We start from the raw sequence: 20921 nt of genomic DNA on the forward strand, positions 1-20921 counted from the left end.
GGAAGCCACGATGGACAGGATCACGCTGACCGGTGTTACCGCCGTCGGCAATCACGGGGTGTTCGATTTCGAACGCCGGGATGGCCAGCCCTTCATTGTTGACGCCGTCCTGCACCTGGATTTCGCCAAAGCGGCGGCCTCGGACGACGTCCGGGACACCGCCCATTACGGCGAGGTGGCCGAGCGCATCAAGGCCTGGATCACGGGCGATCCCTTGAACCTGATCGAGGGGCTGGCTGTCCGGATCGCGGAGGATCTCCTGAAGGAATTCCGGATCCAGGCCGTGGAGATCACCGTCCACAAGCCCAAGGCACCCATCGAGGTGCCGTTCGGTGACGTAGCCGTCAGCGTGTACCGGGAGCGGACATGACCGCCGGCTACACCAGGGCCGTCCTTGCCTTGGGGAGCAATCTGGGGGAGCGGAACGACACCCTTTCCGTTGCCGTGGCCGATCTGGTTGACCTGCCGGAAATCCGGCTGCTGGCCGTTTCGCCGGTGGTGCAGACCAAAGCAGTGGGCGGGCCAGTTGGCCAGCCGGACTTCCTGAACATGGTCATTACCGTCGAGACGTCGCTGCCGCCGCTGGACCTGCTCAGGCACTGCCAGTCGGTAGAAAACAAGCACCTCCGGGTCCGTGAGGTCCGCTGGGGGCCGCGGACGCTCGACGTCGACATCATTGTTTACGGCAACATCACCAGCGATGACCCCGCCCTCACGCTGCCGCATCCCCGCGCGGCCGGGCGTGCCTTTGTGCTGTACCCGTGGTCCATGATCGAGCCGGGGGCAATGCTCATTGGCGAACGCGTGAGCGAGCTGGCCGTCAAAGCACCGGACTTCGCGGACCTTGCGCCTTTTGACGGTTTCGGAGACTTCGACGGCGTCCCCACGGCCGGGTCGGTTGAGTAGCCCATGAAGCCCATCAATCCGCTCCGTCTGCTGCTGATCGGCCTGATCGTCACTGTCGCGGGCTGGTTCGCCACGGTGCTGACCAGCCGTTACGGCGTGGCCACCCCTGTTCTGCCGGCCACTGCCCTGGCCAGTGTGGGCGTGATCGTTGCCGTCACCCTGGTGCTCGGCATCCGGGTGCTGCGGTGGCGGAACAGCACCAAAAAGAAGACCGCCCTCGATCCGATCCTCGCGGCCCGGACACTTGTCCTTGCCCAGGCGTGCGCGTACGCCGGCACGGTTCTGTTGGGCTGGCATGCGGGTATTTTCCTGGACCAGCTGCGCATCTGGAGCCTGCGGAGCAACCAGGGCATCACCTGGCTTGCCCTTGCCATGGTGGGTGGCGGTCTGGTCATGATTGTGGTGGGACTGCTTGTTGAGCGCTTTTGCAAGATTCCCCCGGAAGACGGCGACGCCGATCCGGGGCAGGGAATTCACGGCCGGGGAGCACGCGGCGAGACCAAGGGGGAAGGCGAATATGCCTACCGAGGCGATTGACCCGCCGGGCATCACCTGGCTGCGGGTCTCACCCAGATACGTGACGGTCCGCCTGGTGGAGTGGGCGTTTGCGAATCTCGTCGTGGTGGCGGTCCTGTGCCTTCCGCTGGTGTCTGTCCTGCTCGGCTGGTGGGAATGGCCCCCGCTGTGGCTGGCCGTCGCCGTCCCGGCGTTTATGCTGCTGCTGGCGCTCTGGCGCCTGGTCCTGATTCCGCGCCAGGTCCGCGCCATCGGTTACGCCGAGCGCGACGACGACCTCCTCATCCGCACCGGCATCTTCTTCCAGCGCACCATGGCGGTTCCGTACGGACGCATGCAGTACGTGGACATCGGAGTGGGGCCGGTGGAACGCGGACTTGGCCTGTGCACCCTCAAGCTCCACACCGCCTCCGCCGGAACCAACGCCCTGATTCCCGGGCTGCCTGCCGGTGAGGGCGCGCGGCTTCGTGAGCAGCTCTCGGCCCGCGGCGAAGCAAGGTTGGCCGGGCTGTGACCGCAGGCGGTCCCACGTCTGTACCGGGGGTTCCGTCCGTTCCCGGGGCGCCTTCAGTTCCGGGAATGCGCGACGGCGAATGGCTGCGCGTGCACCCGGCGTCGCCCTTTGTGCGGGGCTGGGTGGCGATCGCCGCCATCGGGTTCTTCTTCGGACGGGACACTGTCGAGCGTCTGCTCCAAGGACGCCCGCTGATGGACGACAACTTCGCCGGCAGAGCGCCCTTGCTCCTGGCCGCCGGCGGAATTGTGCTGGTGCTGGCTGTTCTGGGCTTCATCATGACGTGGTACTTCACCCGTTACCAAGTGGCGGAAGGCTACGTCCGCGTCAACAGCGGGTTCCTGTTCAAACAGCAGCGGCAGGCGAGACTGGACCGCGTGCAGGCGATCGACATTGTGCAGCCGCTGCTGGCCAGGATTTTCGGGCTCGCTGAACTCAAGTTCGAGGTGGCTGACGCCGGCGAATCAGCCGTGCGGCTGGCCTACCTGAAGATGGGCGACGCAAAGCAGCTCCGCGCCACCATTCTCGCCCGGGCTGCCGGTGTGACGCTTGACCCCACCCGTCCCGAAGAAGCCGCGCCCGAGGCGCCCGAACACGCGGTGCTGTCCGTCCCGCCGTCGCGCCTTGTCGGTTCGCTCCTGCTGAGCGAGCAAAGCTTTTTTGTGGTGCTGGGCGGCGTCGCCTCCGTGGTCCTCTCCTCCGTTACTGAAAACCGCGGCTTCTACTTCTACCTGATTCCCGCGGTCCTTGGCCTGGCCGCGGCCTATTGGGGCTCATTCAACAAGGGCTACAACTTCACGGCAGCCATTTCGCCGGACGGCATCCGCCTGCGCTACGGGCTCCTTGACACCCAGGCCCAGACGCTGCCGCCGGGCCGGATCCAGGCCCTCAAAGTGGCCCAACCGCCGCTATGGCGGATCTTCGGCTGGTACCGGATGCAGGTCAACGTCGCGGGCTACGGCGGTGCCGGGAGCAACGGTGAGGCGTCGTCGCGGACCACGCTGTTGCCCGTGGGGAAGCTTGCCGACGTCATGAGCATGCTGTCCCTGGTCCTGCCGGATCCGGGAACGCCCGAGCCCGGACGCGTGTTTTCTGCCGGGCTCAGCGGACTGGCCGGTACGTCGGGGCGGGTCGTGTCGGGGGAAGAGCGGGACGGCGGTTTTATCACCACTCCGCGCCGCGGCCGTCTGCTCGCGCCGCTGGGCTGGCGCCGCAACGGCTATGCGGCCACAGGCACCGCGCTGCTGATCCGTTCCGGACGCTGGTGGCGGCAGCTGGTGGTGGTGCCGCATCAGCGCACACAGTCGATGGCGCTCCAGCAGGGACCGCTGGCACGCCGCTTCCGGGTGGTGGACCTTGTCCTGCATACAACAGCCGGGCCGGTTACGCCGCGGCTGATCCAGGCAGGCGTGGATGAGGCCAGGGTGCTGTTCGACGAGCAATCCTCCCGGGCCCGTGCCGCCCGCAAACGACAGACCAGCGAGCAATGGCTGGCCCGGGTAGTAGAACAAGCGCCGGTGGTTGAGCCTGTTCCGCCGGTGGTGGAGCCTGTCGAAACCGATCACCAGGGACCCGTTCCATCGCCAGAAGTCGAAATGCAGGAAGGCCAGCATCGTGAGTAAACCCGGACGCCTGGGCATCGGAATCATTGGCGCCGGCAAAGTGGGCGTCGTCCTGGGTGCGGCCTTGCGCGCGGCTGAGCACGCCGTCGTCGGGGTTTCCGCTGTGTCGGAAGCAAGCCGCGAACGGGCCGAAACGTTGCTCCCCGGAGTGCCGGTACTGGATGTGCAGGACATCGTGGAGCGCGCTGAGCTGGTGCTTCTTGCCGTCCCGGACGACGCCCTGGGCGGCCTCGTGGAAGGCCTCGCCAAACTGGGCGCCTGGCAGCCGGGACAGCTCGTGGCACATACGTCGGGCCGGTTCGGTGTGGGCATTCTGCACCCCGTCCGCGCCGCGGGTGCCATCCCGCTGGCCTTGCACCCGGCCATGACCTTCACGGGCATGAGCCTGGACCTCACCAGGCTGCTGGACTGTACGTTCGGTGTCACGGCGGACGCCGCCATGTTGCCCATCGCCCAGGCGCTGGTGGTGGAGATGGGCGCCGAGCCGGTGGCCATCGCTGAAGCGGACCGGACGCTCTATCACGCGGCCCTGGCCCACGGCTCGAACCACCTGGTCACCCTCGTGGCGCAGGCGTCGGAACTCCTTCGCGTGGTGGGCGTCGATGCCCCCGAACGGATGCTCGGTCCGCTCCTGCGCGCCACGCTGGAGAACGCGCTCGCTTCCGGCGAATCCGCCCTGACCGGACCGGTGGCCCGCGGCGATGTGGGCACCGTGGCCGCGCATGCCGAGGCGCTGCGGGAGCACGACGGCGGCGGGGATGGCGATGTTTTGGCGGCGTACCTGGCAATGGCACGCGCCACGGCCCGGCGGGCGGAAGGCCGCGGACTGTTGAAGCCGGACCAGCTGGACGGGATCCGCAAGGCGCTGGCCGGCCCGGATGGGGACGCGGAAGACGGCGACGCGGTACGCGGCGACGGACCCCGTGCCCCGGAAGGACACTGACATGGCGATCAAACTGGTGACTACCGCGGCAGGGCTCCGGGCAGAAAGTGCCCGGCTGCTCACGGAAAAACAGGGCGCATCACAGGGCCTGGTTCCCACCATGGGCGCACTGCACGAGGGGCACGCCCGGCTGGCGCGCGCCGCCGTCGAACAGAGCGACGTGGTGGTGGCCACCATTTTTGTGAATCCGCTGCAGTTCGGCGAGGCCGTGGATCTGGAGCGCTATCCGAGGACTTTGGATGCGGACCTGGCGCTGCTGGAAGCCGAGGGCGTGGACCTGGTGTTCGCGCCGTCCGTGGAGGAGGTCTATCCCGGTGGTGAGCCCATGGTGCGGGTGACCGCCGGACCGTTGGCCAACAAGTGGGAAGGCGCCTCCCGCCCAGGCCACTTCGACGGCGCGCTGACTGTGGTGGCCAAACTGCTCCACTACGGGATTCCCGGTGCGGGCTTGCCGGCAGCGGGGGCATTTGTGTCCGGCAGCAGCGCGGGACTTCCCGCCTACCGCGCCTACTTCGGCCAGAAGGACGCCCAGCAACTGACGCTCGTGAAGCGGATGGTGGCGGACCTGAACTTCCCGGTGGAGATCGTGGCAGTGCCCACGGTCCGCTCAGCCGAGGGCCTGGCGCTGTCGAGCCGCAACCGATTCCTCTCCGATGACGAGCGCGAAGCCGCCCTGGTGCTTTCCCGTGCCCTGAACCTGATCGAGGACCGAGCCAATGCCCACGAACCGCTGGACCTGGAGTCCGCCCAGGCCATGGTGGAGTCCCAGCCGCTTGTGCAGCTGGACTACTTCGACGTGGTGGATCCGCGGACACTCGAGCCGCTGGCCGAGAATTGCCGGGACACCCCGTTCCGCGGCGAAGGCCTGGCCCTTATCGCGGCCAAGGTGGGCCCGGTCCGCCTGATCGACAACGTGCCGCTCAATTCCTGACGTCCGGCGGTCGTGTGCGCGCGATGGCCTGAGATGCGGCCGGTCCACAAACGCCCTGGCCGGCGTCTATTTGTCGCGCAGCGTGGGCTGTCAGAGGCGCAAACCTTGCATTCCGCCGTCGACCGCCAATGAGGTGCCCGACGTCGAGCCGGAGAGCGGGCTGGCCAGGTAGGCTACGGCGCCGGCGACCTCCCCGGCGGTGATAAGCCGGCCGTGTGGCTGGCGGGCGTTGAGGGCGGCGCGTTCGGCCGAGGGGTCGGCGGAGGAGTCCAGAATCCGGGCCACCCAGGGGGTGTCCACTGTTCCGGGGTTGACGCAGTTCACCCGGATTCCTTCCCTGATGTGGTCGGCTGCCATCGCGAGCGTCAGGGAAAGCACAGCACCCTTTGATGCCGAATACAGGGCGCGCTGCGGCAATCCGGCGGTTGCGGCGATGGAGCACATGTTGACGATGGCTGCGGCAGGTGACTGCCGCAGGTGTGGAAGCGCGGCACGGCTCACCCTGGCGATTCCCACCACGTTGACGTCCAGGACGCGGGCCCATTCGTCGTCGTCGTTCGCGGTGATGTCGCCCTGGGCGCCGATGCCCGCATTGTTGATCAGAATGTCCAGGCGGCCGAAGCGGGTGGCGACGGTCCCGACGGCGGCCCGCACCGAGGCGTCGTCGGCGACATTGCATCCGACACCGAAGTGCGGGCTGCCGTCCGGGTTCAGGTCCAGGACGGCCACGTGGGCGCCGCCGGCGGCGAGACGGTCCGCGACGGCTGCTCCGATGCCGGAGGCTCCGCCCGTGACGATGGCGACGAGGCCGTCAAATTCCTTCGTCATTGGGAATCCTTTCCGTGTGCGCGGTAGAACTCCTGGCGCTGTCGGCCGAGCCCTTCGATTTCGAGTTCAACGACGTCGCCGGGCTGGATGTACGGGAAGCGACCCGAGAGCGCGACGCCTTCGGGTGTTCCGGTAAGAATGACGTCACCCGGCTCCAGCAGCATGTACTGGCTGACATGGTGCACCACAGCGGCGGCGTCGAAAATCAGGTCCGCCGTGTTGGAATCCTGACGGGCGTCACCGTTGACCCAGGACCGCAGGCGGAGTTTTTCGGCGTCAAGCTCGTCCGCCGGAACCAGCCACGGTCCCAACGGGGTGGAGGCCGGCAGCGACTTGCCCTTGGTCCATTGGCCGGCAGCGCCTGGCAACTGGTAGTCGCGCTCGGAAAGATCGTTGGCCAGGACATAGCCGGCAATGCATTCTGCAGCCTCTTCGGTACTGGGGAGATACGTGGCTTCCTTGCCGATCACGATGCCGAGCTCCACCTCCCAGTCGTACTTCTCTGCCAGCGGGGGGATGGGTGCTGGATCGAACGGACCGCTGACAGTGTTGGAGGGCTTGAGGAAAACCACGGGGATGGTGGGCGGCTCGGCGCCGGATTCTGCAGCATGGGCGGCGTAGTTCATGCCGATGCACACCACGGCGCCGGGGCGGGCAACGGGGGAACCGATGCGGACGCCGTCCCCGGAAACCGTGGGGAGGCTTCCGGCGTTCAAGGCCGCACGAGTGCGGGCTATTCCGCCACTGGCGAGGAATCTTCCGTCGATGTCCCGAGTCAGCGGGGCCAGGCTGAACAACTTTTCGACGCCACCGACCTCGTGGGTCATGACAACCGGCCGTTCCTCGCCAGCGGCGCCCAGACGCGCAAATTTCACGTTCATTTCTCCTCCGTCACAGTTCTAACATCCGAACTTTCAGTTCATATTATCCTCAATCCGGGCAAAAGTGACCTCTTGACAAGATAAAGATCGGATGTTTATTCTGATCGCAGAGCCAGAATCGCCAGAGTGCAGTGTTGCCGGGTCCGCTATCACAGCGTCCTAAGGGTGCACTGCGAAGCTAGGAGCATCATGAGCGTCATTACCGCTGTGGATATCTTTGACATCCGCTTCCCCACCTCCCTGGAACTCGACGGTTCCGATGCCATGAACCCGGACCCGGATTACTCGGCGGCCTACCTGATCATCCGCACGGACGCCGCCGACGGCCACGAGGGCCACGGCTTCGTGTTCACCATCGGACGAGGCAACGAGGTGGAAGCCGCGGCGATCAACGCCCTGACGGACCACATCCGGGGGCGCCACGTGGAGGAGCTGCTGGGTGACATGGGCGCCACTTGGAAGATGCTCGTTCACGATTCCCAGCTCCGCTGGCTTGGCCCCGAAAAAGGTGTCATGCACATGGCGATCGGCGCCGTCGTGAATGCCCTTTGGGACCTCAAGGCGAAGCGCGCTGGTGTCCCGCTGTGGGAGCTGCTGGCCGCAATGAGTCCTGAGGACATCGTGGCCCTGGTGGATTTCCGGTACCTCAGCGACGCGCTGACACCGGAGGAAGCGCTGGACATACTCCGCCGTGCGGTGCCCGGCAGGTCTGTACGACGCGCCGGGCTCCTCGCCGCGGGCTACCCGGGATACACCACGACGCCGGGATGGCTTGGATACAGCGACGAGAAACTGGTCCGGCTGGCCAGGGAAGCCGTCGCCGACGGTTTCACACAGATCAAACTTAAGGTCGGTGCCTCACTGGAGGAGGACATCCGGCGTGTCCGTATGGCTCGCGAGGCCGTGGGCCCGGACATCGGGATCGCCCTGGACGCCAACCAGCGCTGGGACGTGCCTGAAGCCATCGAATGGATGGCACACCTGGCGCCGTATGACATCGCCTGGATCGAGGAGCCCACCAGCCCCGATGACGTTCTGGGCCATGCGGCCATTGCCCGTGCCGTGGCGCCGATCCCGGTGGCCACGGGTGAGCACGTCCAGAACCGGGTGGTGTTCAAGCAGATGCTTCAGGCAGGGGCACTCCAGGTCCTGCAGATTGACGCAGCCAGGGTGGCCGGTGTGAACGAGAACATCGCGATCCTGCTACTGGCGGCCAAGTTCGGTGTCCGGGTGTGTCCGCACGCCGGCGGCGTGGGCCTGTGCGAGGCCGTCCAGCACCTGTCCATGTTCGACTTCGTGGCCGTGTCGGGTGAGAAGGAGGGCCGTCTGATCGAGTTTGTTGACCATCTGCACGAACACTTCGTGACGCCGGTGGACGTCCACGACGGCTGCTACTGGCCGCCCGATGCCCCCGGAGCGGGCACCGAAATGCTCCAGAAGACGCTCGCCGACTACAGCTTTCCCGATGGCCCTGTCTGGGCCGGGACAGCCCACCCCCTCATAAGCCAGCACTGATTTCCTGTTAATTCCTCTCAATTCCAACGAATGAAAGTACGGTAAGGATTATGCGCAAAGAAGCGTTAGCGGCAGGTGCACTTGCCCTGGGCCTGATCGGCCTTGCAGGCTGCAGCAGCAGCCCGTCAACGACGACGGCGGACGGAAAGACCGCGATGAACTGGGCCATGTGGGTCGGTGGAACGGAGGATCAGAACGCCTGGCAGAAAATAGCCGACGATACCAGCGCCACGCTGGGAGATGTCAAGATCACCTTGCAGGGCTCCACCTTCGCAGATCACTTCACCAAGATGAGCACCCAGCTCAGCTCCAATACCGCGCCCTGTCTTGTGGCCACGCAGAGCCTGCGCACGGGCCAGCTCGCGCCCGGAATGCTGCCTCTGGACGACCTGGTGAAAAGCAACAACGTGGACCTTGGCGCCTTCGATCAATCGATGATCCAGGGCCTCACCGTGGACGGCAAGCTGTACGCGCTGCCCTATGATGTTGGCCCGGTGGTCATGTTCTACAACAAGGACATGTTTGCCGCGGCCGGAGTGCCCGAGCCCAAGTCAGGCTGGACCGCGGACGAGTTTCTTGCGGCGTCGAAGAAACTGACCAGCGGCGGGAAGTACGCGATTGCGCCGAATTCCTCAGACATCTTTGTTGAGTCACAGGTGCTGGCCTACAACGGCGGACGCATCGTCAAGGACGACAGCAGCATCGACGCATCCAATGCCGACTTCGCCACAGGCCTGCAGTGGGTCTCCGATCTGACCAACAAGGAAAAAGTGTCGCCGCAGCTACCTGGCGGAGACCCCTCCTTCAGCGGCAACCAATTCCTGTCCGGACGTACCGCGATGAGCATCGACGGCCCATGGTCGGTGCTGGACACGAAGTCCAAGGCGAAGTTCAAGGTTGGCGTCACAACACTGCCCGCCGGCCCGGGCGGCGGAAAGACCTACAGCGCAGGCTCAGGCTGGGGAATCTCCAAGCAGTGCCCCACGCCGGATAAGGCCTTTGCCGCCTTGAAGGTTATGACAGGGGAGAAGGTTCTGGGTGAGCTTGCTACCTCCGGGCGCGCATTCGCAGCCCGTACCGCGGAGCAGAGCAAGTGGATTGATAATGCCGGCATACCCGGAGTAGGGGACGCGCTCATCGGCGCCCTGAAAACCGCAATCCCGCTGCCCGGAAGCCCAAACGGCGACCAGCTCGGCAAGCTGCTCGACCAGTACTTGGTCAAGTCCATCAACGGCCAGCAAAGCGCCAGCGACGTCATGAAGGACGTCGCATCCCAGCTCCCGAAATAATGCTGGTCCAAGCAGGCGGCCGGTGAGCATGGCCAGGAAGGATTCGACATGACTGTACCGATAGGTTCAGGCACAGCGCTGCTTGAGTCGGCTGAAGAAGAACTGGCACACGCCAAACAGGACGAAGCCAGCCGGCGCCACGTTGGACGCAAAACCGGCTGGGGCGGTGCCTTCGCGGCACCGCACGGCGCCGGCCTGGCAATCTTCACCCTCTTGCCCATAGCTGTATCACTGGTGATCAGCCTGTTCAACTGGCCGCTGCTGGGCACACCCAGCTTCCTGGGGCTGGATAACTACACGAAGATCCTGACCGACCCGATCTTCGGACAGGTGGTCCTCAACACAGTGCTCTTCGTGGTGCTGTACGTGCCGCTGAACCTCGTAGTGTCCCTGGGGCTGGCGGCCTGGCTGACGCCCCGGATCAAGGGCCGGCATATCTTCCGGGTGATCTTCTTCATCCCGGCCATCACCCCGGTCGTTGCCAACGTCGTCGTCTGGCGGCTGCTCTACCAGCAGGGAGGACTGATCGACGGGATCATGCAGACCACCACGGGCGTTGCGGCGCCGAACTTCCTGGGCGATGAGAACTGGGCCATGATCGCCATCGTGGTGATGAGCGTCTGGCAGGGCTTCGGCTACAACATGCTGATCTTCTCGGCGGCCCTGGATGCCGTGCCGGAAAACCTGACCGAAGCCGCCCAGATCGACGGAGCCAACGCCTGGACAATTTTCTGGAAGATCAAGCTCGCGATGATCTCGCCGTCGATCTTCTTTGCCACCATGATGACGCTGATCACCTCGTTCCAGGTCTTTGCCCAACCCTTCATCCTGACCAAGGGCGGTCCCGGTTCTTCAACGTCCACCATCGTGCTGTACATCTACAACCAGGGCTTCCAGTTCCACCAATTGGGACTGGCCTCCGCCGCCGCGTGGGTGCTCTTCGTGATCATTCTCGGCGTCACGGCAGTGCAGTTCCTCGGACAGAAGAAATGGGTCCACTATGACGGCTGAGCTTACGGCTGCGAAGCCGCAGAATATCAAGCGCCCCCGGGATATCAAGCGCCCCCAGGCCAAATCCCGCATCCGCCCGGCCATCGGCTATCTCCTCCTGTGCCTGATCGCTCTCGCGTTCCTGTCGCCGCTGATCTACATGGTGGCGACATCCTTCAAAGACCCCGCGGAAGTATTCGGCATCCCGCCGACACTGTTCGGCTCGGCATTCCGCTGGCAGAACTACACGGAGGCGTTGAACTACCTGCCCTTCCTCCGCTTCATGGGCAACGGGCTGCTGGTCGCCGGACTCGGCACCATCCTGAACGTGACTGTCTCGGTGCTCTCCGGCTACGCCTTCTCGCGGCTGAGGTGGCGCGGGCGGAACCTGATCTTCGTGGTATTCCTCGCGACGCTGATGATTCCGCAGGAAGTCCTGGTGGTCCCGATGTTCGTCATGATGCAGCAGATCGGCTGGGTCAATACCTTCCAGTCGCTGATTGTCCCCTGGGCATTCACCGCTTTTGGGGCTTTCCTGCTGCGCCAGTTCTTCCTGGGCGTGCCGCAGGAGCTCGACGACGCCGCCCGGGTCGACGGGGCGGGGACCGTGAAGACCTTTCTTCTGGTGATGCTGCCGCTGGCGGGGCCCACCCTGGCTGTGCTCGCGGTGTTCAGCTTCATCGGCTACTGGAACTCGTTCCTCTGGCCGCTGATCGTGATCAACGACGTCAGCAATCTGGGCACGGTCCCGCTGGGCCTGCAGATGTTCTTCAGCGCGCAGGGATCCCAGTGGCACCTGGTGATGGCCGCCGCGGTGATTTCCATGGCCCCGACGTTGCTGCTGCTGATACTGCTTCAGAAACATCTCGTCAAAGGCATTGCCACCAGCGGACTGGGTGGACGCTGAATCCGACACGTTCACCCCCTCAGTTTTATCCCTCAGAGAAAAACCATTTAGAAGGAGTTACCTTGATTCAGCACGCACCCTGGTTTGAAGAGGCCCGATTCGGCATGTTCGTCCACTGGGGCCTGTACGCACTCCCCGCCCGCCACGAATGGGTGATGAACAAGGAGGAAACCACCGCGGAGGAGTACGCCAAGTACTTCCAGCGCTTTGATCCGGACCTGTACGACCCGCAGGCATGGGCCCGTGCCGCCCGGGAAGCCGGGATGAAGTACGTGGTGCTCACCACCAAGCACCACGAGGGCTTCTGCCTGTGGGACTCCGCGCTCACGGACTACAAGTCCACCAACACCCCGGCCGGCCGGGACCTGGTCGCCACCTACGTGGAGGCCCTGCGCGCCGAGGGACTCAAGGTGGGTTTCTACCACTCGCTGATCGACTGGCACCACCCGGACTTCACCGTGGACGGTGTGCACCCCCAGCGCAGTGCCGGCAACGTGGCGGAGCTGAACGCCGGCCGGGACATGGGCCGCTACCGGGACTATCTGCACGGCCAGGTCCGTGAACTCCTCAGCAACTACGGCACCATCGACTACCTGTTCTTCGATTTCTCCTACTCCGACGCCAACCCGGATGAGTTCTGGGGCGGCAAGGGCAAGAAGGACTGGGGATCTGAAGAACTCCTGGCCATGGTGCGCGAGCTCCAGCCCGGCATTGTGGTCAACGACCGCCTGGACATCCCGGGCCACTTCGTCACTCCGGAGCAGTACCAGCCTGCCGGCCCGATGCTCGTGGAGGGCAAGCCCGTCGTCTGGGAGGCATGCCAGACCCTCAACGGCAGCTGGGGATACGACCGCGACAACCTGAACTACAAGTCCGTGGATCTGCTGATCCGCATGCTGGTGGACGGCGTATCCAAGGGTGGCAACCTGCTGTTGAACGTGGGTCCAACCGCACGCGGCAACTTCGACCCCCGGGCTGAGGCGTCACTGCAGGGAATCGGGGAGTGGATGCACCTGCACGGGCGGTCCATCTACGGGGCCGGGCCGTCGTCTCTTACTCCGCCGGCGGACGCCCGCTACACGCAGCGCGGCGACAGGCTCTACGTCCACCTCTTCGCCTGGCCGTTCGAGTTCGCGCACCTGCCGGGACTGGCGGGCAAGGTGGAGTATGCCCAGCTGCTCAACGATGCTTCGGAGGTATTCATCCAGGACAACGATTCCGGCCAGGAGGCCTACAATACGACGCCGGGGGCTCAGCCCGCCGGAACACTGACCATCAAGCTCCCGGTGCAGCGGCCCGACGTCGCCGTCCCCGTGCTGGAACTCTTCCTCAAATCCGGTGCCACCGGTGCCTGAGACGATTGCCCTGCACACCACGCTCAAGCCAGGGGCGGAGCAGGACTATGAGGACGCCCACGCGGCGATTCCGGCCGAGCTGGCAACTGCCCTGAAAGAGGCCGGTGTCCGGAACTGGCGCATCTGGCGCAGCGGCCTGGACCTATTCCATCTGGTGGACGTGGACGACTACCAGGCAATGCGCCACGCACTCGCCGGGCACCCGGCCAACATCGCGTGGCAGGCGCGCATGGCCGGACTGCTGGACGTGGAAGACGACTACTCCGGGGATGACACCGGGATCCCGCTGGTCTGGAGCCTGCCATGAGTACCGACCTGGCGGCCCCCGGGTGGCTGGGCTTCGGCGGTGCCGGCATCGGTAACCTCTACAAGGAAATGAACGACGGCGTTGCTGCCGCCACCGTTGAGGCGGCCTGGAGTGGCGGCGTGCGGTATTTCGATACCGCTCCGCACTATGGCCTGGGACTCTCGGAGCGGCGGCTCGGCGCGGCAGTGCGCGACAAACCCCGCGGGGATTTCCTGTTGTCCACCAAGGTAGGACGGGTGCTGGAAACCAACCCGGCGGCCGAACCCGGCGACATGGATGACCAGGGTTTCGCGGTTCCGGCCACCACCAGGCGCCGCTGGGATCCCAGCGAGGCAGGGATCCGCCGCAGTATTGAAGACTCACTGGACCGCCTTGGCCTGGACCGCATCGACATCGCGTATCTCCATGACCCCGACGTCTATGATCTCGAAGAAGGAATCAGCCAGGCCCTCCCGGCGCTTTTAAAGCTCCGGGGCGAAGGCATTGTGGCGTCCATCGGCGTCGGTTCAAACTCGGCGGAAGCGCTCACGGAGTGCGTCAACCGCGCCGACCTGGACCTGGTGATGCTGGCCGGACGCTACACCCTCCTGGAACAGCCGGCCGCGGCGGAACTGTTGCCGGCGTGCAAACGGCGGGGCACCGGCGTCGTAAATGTGGGCGTCTACAACTCCGGACTGCTGGCCCGGCCGGAAGTGCCGCACAACGCGCACTACAACTACGCTCCGGCGCCTGCCGCGATTCTCCAGAAGGCCCGTGCACTGGCGGACGTCTGCCGGAGTTTCGGCGTGGAACTTCCGACGGCGGCACTCCAGTTCAGCATGCGGCACCCGGCGGTGCGGTCCGTGGTGGTGGGGGCCAGCAGTCCGGCGCAGATGGACCAGATCGTTGCGCGGGCGGCTGAGGAGATCCCCGAAGCGCTCTGGGACGAACTGGAGCGGCAAGGGATGATTCCCTCGTGAAGGATTCTGACACGGACATCATCGATGCCCATCTGCACCTGTGGGACCTCGATGCCGGCGGTTACGGATGGCTCGGCCCGCAGCATGGTGCCCTGCACAGAAGCTTTTCCGCCGGGGAAGCCCGCGCCGAGCTGGCTTCCGCCGGTGTAGCCCGGGCCGTGCTGGTGCAGGCGGATGATACCGCCGCGGACACGGAGTTCATGCTGGCCGCAGCACGGGACAATACGTGGATTGCCGGTGTTGTGGGTTGGATTCAGCTGGATGATCCGCGGCTGGCCGAACGGGAGCTGGAACGGCTCAACGCCGATCCGCTGTTCCGCGGCGTCCGGCATCTGGTCCACGACGATCCGCGCAACGGCTTCCTGGCCCTGCCGGAGGTCCGGATCTCTCTGGCGGAAGTTGCCCGGCGCGGACTGGCGTTTGACGTCCCGGATGCCTGGCCACGGCACCTGGGCGCCACGGTGGAGCTCGCTCGGGCGCTCCCGGAGCTGACCATTGTGCTGGACCATCTGGGGAAGCCGCCGCTGGGTTCCAGCGGAGGTGAACTCCAATCCTGGCGGGACGTATTCCGTGCGTTGGCGGAGCTGCCCAACGCGGTAGCCAAGGTCTCCGGGCTGCAGCTCCCCGGGGTGCCTCATTCCGCTGAAGCGCTCCGTCCCCTGTGGGAGGAAGCGTTGAAGAGCTTTGGCCCCGGACGCCTGATGTTCGGCGGGAACTGGCCGGTGAGCGCACAGACGGCAGGCTATCGGGAGACAACACGGGTTCTATTGGAACTGGCTTCGGAACTGTCAGAAAGCGAAAGACGAGACCTCCTCGCAGGAACAGCCCGTCGGGTGTACCGGCTGAATTAGCCCTGCAGGCCGCGTTCAGAGTGCCTGGCGCAGCCAGTTCTCCACGCCGCTGATGTGGACCGTTACCAGGGCCCGCACCAGCTCGGCGTCGCCGCGTGCCAGGGCGTCCGCTATTGCCTTGTGCTCCGCGAGGGTGTGCGAGACGGCTTTATCCTGGGTCAGTCCCCGCCAGATCCTGGCACGCACCGTGCTGCTGGAAAGTGCTTCCAACAGGCTGCCCAGGTACGCATTGCCCGCCGCCCGGGCAATGATTCCGTGGAATTCGAGATCGTGGGTCACCAGTTCCTCCACGGCGGTGTCTTCATTGATGCCGGCCATTGCGGCGCGCAGCTCAGTGATCTCTTCTGCCGTGATCTTGCCGGCGGCCATGAATGCCGTGGCGGGCTCCAGGATTCGCCGGACCTCGAAGAGCTCCAGTATGGACCGGTCCTGGTGGAGGTCAACTACAAAAGCGACTGCCTCGTTGAGCAGTTTCGCATCCAGGCTGGTGACGTAGGTGCCGTCTCCCCGGCGGACGTCCAGGACCCGGATGAGCTCAAGGGCTTTGACGGATTCCCGGAGCGAGCTGCGGGACAGGCCAAGGCGTTCGCTCAACTCCTTTTCGGGCGGCAGCCGGTCACCTGGCTTGAGTTCGCCACGGATCAACATGTCCTTGATTTTGCCGATTGCCTCGTCAGTTACAGCCATGGGTGCATTCTAGCCGGAATTGATCGGATGTTTGATGCGGCGGTTCCGATAAAACGGCAAGGAAGCGCCTAGCCCGGGTCCAGTTGGTGCCGTCACGCCAATGCCCGCGAACCCCTTGGCCTTGAGTCCACCGAAGCACTGGTGGACTTGCAGCCTCTCGCGGTGCGGGACTCCTAGGGCTCAATTCCCGGGCTGTTCCCTGCGTCCGGAGCGCTTATCCGGTCAGAGATATGAGCAGTTGCGGCATGTTCGCGGATTGCCGTGACGCCGGCTGCCGCGGCGGCCCTGTCCCCGAACGTGCCAGAAACGGCCAGGACACTGCCTGTTCCGCTGACGAGCAGGATACGGACTCCGTCATTGTCAGCGGCGACGAGTTCGAAGGTTCCAGCCATGATGTTGTTCCTTCCATCCGGTGATGCCCGAGTTGTCGCTTCCCAAGACTCAAACCACAAGTATATGACAAGGCGTGTCAATCGTTGTTACGAAGAAGTTGTGCGTCGGGTCGCGTTGCTACGCCGATCCGCGGATGTTCCCCAACCGGGAATTACTCCAGCGGTTAGAATGTTGGAACCTGCAGCGACGACGCTCGCTCACCACCACGTCAGACTCCTGAGGGGAACATCCATGTCTACAGAAGTCTCTTCAAACGCCCACGGCGAACCCGTGCAGGCGTCTGTTGCAGAATCGACGTCCCAGCCCCAGAAGATGTCGCGTGAATCCGTCACTATCATCGTGACCCTGCTGGTGGCCACATTCGTGGTGATTCTCAACGAAACCATCATGAACGTTGCCCTGCAGCGCCTGATGGTTGACCTGCAGGTGGACGCGCCGACTGTCCAGTGGCTGTCCACCGGCTTCATGCTCACCATGGCGGTGGTTATCCCCACCACGGGATTTATCCTGCAGAGTCTGTCCACGCGTGCGGTGTTCATGCTGGCCATGGGGTTGTTCGCCGGCGGCACCGCGCTGGCGGCCGTGGCTCCCGGCTTCGAGATCCTGTTGCTGGCCCGGATCATCCAGGCAGGCGGCACGGCCATCATGCTGCCCCTGCTGATCACCACCATTCTCACTCTGGTGCCTCTTGCACGCCGCGGCGCCGTGATGGGAAACGTCAGCATCGCCATCTCGGTGGCTCCGGCCATGGGCCCCACGGTTTCCGGCCTCATTCTGGAACACTTCTCGTGGCGCTTCATGTTTGTCTTCGTCCTGCCCATCGCCCTCGTGGCTCTGGCCATCGGCGCGAAGTTCCTCACGAACGTGGGCGAGACCGAAAAAACGCGCCTCGATTTCCTGTCCGTAGTGCTGACCATTCCCGCGTTCGGTGGCCTCGTTTACGGGCTGAGCCAGATTGGCGGAGGCCACGAAGGCCAAAGCGGACCAAGCACTATGGCTGTCACAGCGCTGGTCATCGGCGTGATCAGCCTCCTGGCGTTTGTGCTCCGTCAGCTCCAACTGCAGAAATCGGAGGCACCGCTGCTGGACCTGCGCGCCTTCAACTTCCGAATGTTCACAGTCTCCGTGCTCCTGATGGTGGTGGCCATGGTGGCACTCTTCGGTGCGGTTATCCTGCTGCCGCTCTACCTGCAGGAAATCCGCGGCCTGAAGTCGCTCGAGACGGGACTCGCCTTGCTGCCGGGCGGACTCGCGATGGGCCTGCTCGGTCCGGTGATCGGCCGGCTCTTTGACAAGATCGGACCGCTGCCGCTGACTGTCACCGGCTCGATCATGATGGTGCTGGCGCTCTGGCAGTTCTCCATGCTCAACGCAGGCACACCCGTGGGCTGGATTGTGGCACTGCATGTTGGCCTGAGCGTCGGCCTGTCGCTGCTGTTCACACCCGCGTTCACCACCGGACTGAACCCGTTGCCGCCCCACCTGTACTCACATGGTTCGGCCATCATGAGCACTCTGCAGCAGGTGGCGGGTGCTGCCGGTACGGCGCTGCTCGTTTCGATCTTCGCAGTGGTTTCGGCAGGCGCGGGTCTCGTCGCAGGCATGAATGCAGCGTTCCTGACCGCAACCGTCATAGCCGTTGCCGCCGTCGTGCTGGCCGCCATGATGCGCAAAACCGAGCCCGCGTGACGAATTCGCCGGAAACCTGCCAGATCGCTGGAAATTTACGGCGATCTCGCAGGGTTCCGGCGATTTCGACGGCGGGGCTCCCTAGCCGGCGAAGAAGTCCCGCAGCTCGGTGATGAGTTTGTCCGGCGCGCGGTTCACGCCGTCGTGGCCGAAGCCCGGCAGGATGGTGTAGCTGGAGCCGGACAGGACGTCGTGGATCTGGCCGCAGGCAACCCCGAAGTAGGCCGGACTTTTTTCCCCCACAATGATCAGGGTCTCAAGTGGCAGTTCCAGGAACGGCTCGGCCGGCATGTCAGCAGCAATGATCGCCTTGATTTCGCGGACGCCGGTTCGCATCAGCTCACGCATCTGCTTGCCCATGTGCGTCCCGGCCGTGAGCTTGTTGGCGAGCGTCAGCATGGACAGCGGCATCCGGGCAAAGGCCCCGCCCGTCTCAAGGCCCTTGACCAGGACCGCCAGGGCGCGGTCATATTCGCCGGCATCGGTGGCGCGTTCGTACTCCGGTGCCCAGTCGGCCTTGACGCTGCCGTTCACTGACACGGCGGGATCATAGACGGCCAGCCGCTCCACGGGCAAGGTGCGGGCCGCGTGCAGCGCCAGCGCGCCACCGAAGCTGTGGCCAAAGACATCCGTGCTGTGGGTGTGTTTCATGACCGCATCGAGGTCGCGGATGTCCGCGGCGAGTGTGTAATCGTCTGCCTGGGCGGACGAATCACCGCGTCCACGCCGGTTCACCGTGTGGATGGGCCGTCCCAGCGCTGCGCTCAGTTTTTGCGCAAACTTGGTGTAGTCGGTGGCCAATACCATCGAACCGGGCACCACAACGATTCCCGAGCCGGCAGAAGCCGGCTCCGCGCCCGTGGTGTAGAGCTCAATCGAGCCGCCGTCGGAGGTCTTGATGTTCTCGCGGGTCATGCTCCGAGCCTAACCGAGGTGCCGGCAGCGGGACAGCAGGACGGCGCGCCCGGCCTGAAAACGTCAGATCTTGAAATACTCCGAGATGTCGGTGACGAGTTCCTTAACCGCAGCCGGAATGGAGCCATGGAAGCCTTCGGGAGATAACTCGAAGGTGCTGCCCGGAACCGCCGCATGCAGCCGTTCCGCCGTGATCTTGTAATAGTCAGGGCTTTTGCCGCCCACCATAAAGTGGGTGTTGGCGGGCAGCACGGAGAAATCCCTGACGTGCTCGGCTTCGTCGTAGGCGGCTTTGAGCTCGCCCACGCCGCTGGGCATCAGCTCCCTGAACAGTTTGTTCACCCTGGTATGCGAGACCACAGCCATCAGCCCGGCGAGGATCGGTTCAGGGACTTTGGCCATGGCCGTTCCGGGCTGCATGCCGCGCTTGAGCCGGGCAAGGGCGTGCCCCACGTTGCCGGCGTTCACGGACTCCGCAAACCCATCCAGCCAGGCTGTGTCCACGCTGCCGTCGATGTTGACTGCGGCGTCATACACGGCCAATTTGTCTGGTTCGTAGCTGGTTCCGGCGAACTCCTGGACCGCGTTGAGAGCCACTGAGCCGCCAAGGCTGTGGCCCAGGATGTTTCTGGCCCCGGTGGCGTCCATGATGGTCCGGACGTCGGCGATTTCCGTTGCCATTGAATAGTCAGCCGGCTGTTCGGTGGAGTTGCCCCGGCCGCGGCGGTCGTACACGTCCACCGCCCAGTCCTCGCCTAGGCCCTTGGAAAGTGCCAGGGAAAAAGGCCGGTAGATGAGAGCCGTCAGGAATGCGCCGCCGATCAGCACTATGCGGCGCTCGCCGGGTGCGTCCTCGGTGCCGTAGCTGTACAAAGCCAGCTGGCCGCCGTCGTGCGTGGGGATTGCCTGTTCTTTCACCGTCCCATCCTAAAGTGATGGTCCCGTGCCGGTTTCCGGCGTGCCCTCTCCAGGCCGTCGGTGCCGTTGAGGAACCGCGCCACTTTGACGGCGAGCCGCTTCCCGGGCCGGATGGGTCCCTCGTGCAGCTGCCCCGGCACAACTGCAAATTCAATTGAGGGGACTGCCGCGGCGAGCTGGCGCCCGGTCTCGGCGAAGTAGCCCGGACTCCAGCTGCCGCAGAGCATCAGCGTGGGGGTGGTGATGCCCACAAAATCCTGGAGCTCGGCGTCGGCATCAAGGACAGCGCGCATCTCGGCCACCGCGGTGGGCAGCAGCTCGCGCATTTCCGCACCGAGGTTGGTCCGGGCGGACAGGATGCTCAGCATCCGCAGCGCCCCGAGAGGCAGGAAAGACACCGGTCCGGCCGTGGCCAGCCCCTTGACCAGGTGCGCCCAAGCGTGGTTGGGCTGCCCTTCAGCCACGGCCTGTTCCAGCTCCGGGCGCCAGCGGTGGCTGAGATTTCCGGACAGGGACACCGCGGCGTCATAGGTAACCAGCCGCCGCAGCGCGACGTGCCGCGCGGCCTGCAGCGCCACGAAGCCGCCATAGCTGTGGGCAACGATGTCCGCCGAACCGGTTTCACGCATCACCGTTGCAAGATCGCTGATTTCCGTAGCCACAGAGTAGTCATCCGGCTGCGGCGCCGAACGGGCCCTGCCACGGCGGTCATAGCAATGCACGGGCCGCCTCAGCAGAAGGCTGAGTTTCCGCGCGAACGGACGGTACAGGGCGTCGGTCACCAAGGTTCCGTGAATAACGACGACGCCGGGTGCAGCCGCCGCTGCCGGTCCGCCTCCCGCAGAGGTGATTGACCCGGAGGTGATTGCCGCCGGACGGAAGGAGTGCACCTGGAGGTGTCCGCCGCCGTCGTCAGCTTCAACTGTCCGGGTCTCCACAGCCCGAGTCTATGCCTGTACGGCCGCCGGAAGTGGGCAGGCCCAACTCCCGGTAAACTTGGGAATT

General features: G+C 64.9%; 23 protein-coding genes. 16 read left to right on the plus strand and 7 right to left on the minus strand.

Features of this window, described 5'->3' with window-relative positions:
• The first annotated feature begins 10 nt into the window (after nt 1–10).
• From folB to V3C33_19710, 7 genes are all read left to right on the plus strand, one after another.
• Nucleotides 11–370 carry a dihydroneopterin aldolase gene (gene folB, locus V3C33_19680; GenBank protein ID XAS67606.1) on the plus strand — a complete coding sequence of 120 codons (360 nt, stop codon included), beginning with the start codon at nt 11–13 and terminating at the stop codon, nt 368–370.
• Nucleotides 367–906, plus strand: coding sequence for a 2-amino-4-hydroxy-6-hydroxymethyldihydropteridine diphosphokinase (gene folK / locus V3C33_19685; protein ID XAS67607.1), 540 nt, complete (start codon nt 367–369; stop codon nt 904–906). Before folB ends, folK begins: the two co-directional genes overlap by 4 nt.
• Nucleotides 907–909: 3 nt before the next feature.
• Nucleotides 910–1443: a DUF3180 domain-containing protein gene (locus tag V3C33_19690; GenBank protein XAS67608.1), complete on the plus strand. Its 534-nt coding sequence runs from the start codon at nt 910–912 to the stop codon at nt 1441–1443.
• Complete coding sequence (locus V3C33_19695) at nt 1424–1936, plus strand: PH domain-containing protein (GenBank protein ID XAS67609.1); 513 nt, start codon at nt 1424–1426, stop codon at nt 1934–1936. The genes V3C33_19690 and V3C33_19695 overlap by 20 nt, the downstream gene beginning before the upstream one ends.
• A 65-nt stretch (nt 1937–2001) precedes the next feature.
• Nucleotides 2002–3558 (plus strand): PH domain-containing protein, encoded by a 1557-nt coding sequence (locus V3C33_19700; GenBank protein XAS69805.1) that lies wholly within the window; start codon nt 2002–2004, stop codon nt 3556–3558.
• Nucleotides 3551–4501 (plus strand): DUF2520 domain-containing protein, encoded by a 951-nt coding sequence (locus V3C33_19705; protein XAS67610.1) that lies wholly within the window; start codon nt 3551–3553, stop codon nt 4499–4501. Before V3C33_19700 ends, V3C33_19705 begins: the two co-directional genes overlap by 8 nt.
• Nucleotide 4502: 1 nt before the next feature.
• The gene (locus tag V3C33_19710; protein XAS67611.1) at nt 4503–5432 is read left to right on the plus strand and encodes a pantoate--beta-alanine ligase; all 930 of its coding nucleotides are present in this window, start codon (nt 4503–4505) and stop codon (nt 5430–5432) included.
• 90 nt (nt 5433–5522) lie between these two features.
• On the opposite strand, the gene V3C33_19715 is transcribed toward V3C33_19710, so the two are convergent.
• Both V3C33_19715 and V3C33_19720 read right to left on the minus strand, forming a co-directional pair.
• The gene (locus V3C33_19715) at nt 5523–6260 is read right to left on the minus strand and encodes an SDR family oxidoreductase (GenBank protein ID XAS67612.1); all 738 of its coding nucleotides are present in this window, start codon (nt 6258–6260) and stop codon (nt 5523–5525) included.
• Entirely contained in the window at nt 6257–7141 is an 885-nt protein-coding gene (locus V3C33_19720; GenBank protein ID XAS67613.1) for a fumarylacetoacetate hydrolase family protein, read from the minus strand. Before V3C33_19720 ends, V3C33_19715 begins: the two co-directional genes overlap by 4 nt.
• 189 nt (nt 7142–7330) lie before the next feature.
• On the opposite strand from V3C33_19720, the gene V3C33_19725 reads away from it, so the two are divergent.
• From V3C33_19725 to V3C33_19760, 8 genes are all read left to right on the plus strand, one after another.
• Nucleotides 7331–8656 (plus strand): L-fuconate dehydratase, encoded by a 1326-nt coding sequence (locus V3C33_19725; protein XAS67614.1) that lies wholly within the window; start codon nt 7331–7333, stop codon nt 8654–8656.
• A 50-nt stretch (nt 8657–8706) separates the two neighbouring features.
• Entirely contained in the window at nt 8707–9945 is a 1239-nt protein-coding gene (locus V3C33_19730) for a sugar ABC transporter substrate-binding protein (protein ID XAS67615.1), read from the plus strand.
• 48 nt (nt 9946–9993) lie between these two features.
• Nucleotides 9994–10956 carry a sugar ABC transporter permease gene (locus V3C33_19735; protein XAS67616.1) on the plus strand — a complete coding sequence of 321 codons (963 nt, stop codon included), beginning with the start codon at nt 9994–9996 and terminating at the stop codon, nt 10954–10956.
• Nucleotides 10946–11842 carry a carbohydrate ABC transporter permease gene (locus V3C33_19740; GenBank protein ID XAS67617.1) on the plus strand — a complete coding sequence of 299 codons (897 nt, stop codon included), beginning with the start codon at nt 10946–10948 and terminating at the stop codon, nt 11840–11842. The genes V3C33_19735 and V3C33_19740 overlap by 11 nt, the downstream gene beginning before the upstream one ends.
• Before the next feature lie 62 nt (nt 11843–11904).
• A complete protein-coding gene (locus V3C33_19745; protein ID XAS67618.1) occupies nt 11905–13197 on the plus strand; it encodes an alpha-L-fucosidase in 1293 nt (430 codons plus the stop codon).
• Nucleotides 13190–13504 carry an L-rhamnose mutarotase gene (locus V3C33_19750; protein XAS67619.1) on the plus strand — a complete coding sequence of 105 codons (315 nt, stop codon included), beginning with the start codon at nt 13190–13192 and terminating at the stop codon, nt 13502–13504. Before V3C33_19745 ends, V3C33_19750 begins: the two co-directional genes overlap by 8 nt.
• The gene (locus V3C33_19755) at nt 13501–14463 is read left to right on the plus strand and encodes an aldo/keto reductase (GenBank protein ID XAS67620.1); all 963 of its coding nucleotides are present in this window, start codon (nt 13501–13503) and stop codon (nt 14461–14463) included. The genes V3C33_19750 and V3C33_19755 overlap by 4 nt, the downstream gene beginning before the upstream one ends.
• Nucleotides 14460–15314, plus strand: coding sequence for an amidohydrolase family protein (locus V3C33_19760; GenBank protein ID XAS67621.1), 855 nt, complete (start codon nt 14460–14462; stop codon nt 15312–15314). The genes V3C33_19755 and V3C33_19760 overlap by 4 nt, the downstream gene beginning before the upstream one ends.
• A gap of 15 nt (nt 15315–15329) precedes the next feature.
• Here V3C33_19760 and V3C33_19765 read toward each other — a convergent pair whose 3' ends face one another.
• Nucleotides 15330–16001: a FadR/GntR family transcriptional regulator gene (locus tag V3C33_19765; protein ID XAS67622.1), complete on the minus strand. Its 672-nt coding sequence runs from the start codon at nt 15999–16001 to the stop codon at nt 15330–15332.
• A 173-nt stretch (nt 16002–16174) separates the two neighbouring features.
• On the minus strand, nt 16175–16393 hold the full coding sequence (locus tag V3C33_19770; protein ID XAS67623.1) for a DUF1508 domain-containing protein: 219 nt from the start codon (nt 16391–16393) through the stop codon (nt 16175–16177).
• Nucleotides 16394–16625: 232 nt separating this feature from the next.
• Between V3C33_19770 and V3C33_19775 the strand changes: the two genes are divergently transcribed.
• Nucleotides 16626–18083, plus strand: coding sequence for a DHA2 family efflux MFS transporter permease subunit (locus V3C33_19775; protein ID XAS67624.1), 1458 nt, complete (start codon nt 16626–16628; stop codon nt 18081–18083).
• 81 nt (nt 18084–18164) lie between these two features.
• Here the strand turns inward: V3C33_19775 and V3C33_19780 are convergent, their stop codons facing one another.
• The 3 genes from V3C33_19780 to V3C33_19790 form a co-directional block, all read right to left on the minus strand.
• On the minus strand, nt 18165–18998 hold the full coding sequence (locus V3C33_19780; GenBank protein ID XAS67625.1) for an alpha/beta hydrolase: 834 nt from the start codon (nt 18996–18998) through the stop codon (nt 18165–18167).
• Nucleotides 18999–19061: 63 nt separating this feature from the next.
• Nucleotides 19062–19916, minus strand: a complete 855-nt coding sequence (locus V3C33_19785) for an alpha/beta hydrolase (GenBank protein XAS67626.1) — start codon at nt 19914–19916, stop codon at nt 19062–19064.
• Entirely contained in the window at nt 19913–20854 is a 942-nt protein-coding gene (locus V3C33_19790) for an alpha/beta hydrolase (protein ID XAS67627.1), read from the minus strand. Before V3C33_19790 ends, V3C33_19785 begins: the two co-directional genes overlap by 4 nt.
• Nucleotides 20855–20921: the final 67 nt, after the last annotated feature.

It is taken from the genome of Micrococcaceae bacterium Sec5.7 (assembly GCA_039636785.1).
GTDB lineage: Bacteria > Actinomycetota > Actinomycetes > Actinomycetales > Micrococcaceae > Arthrobacter.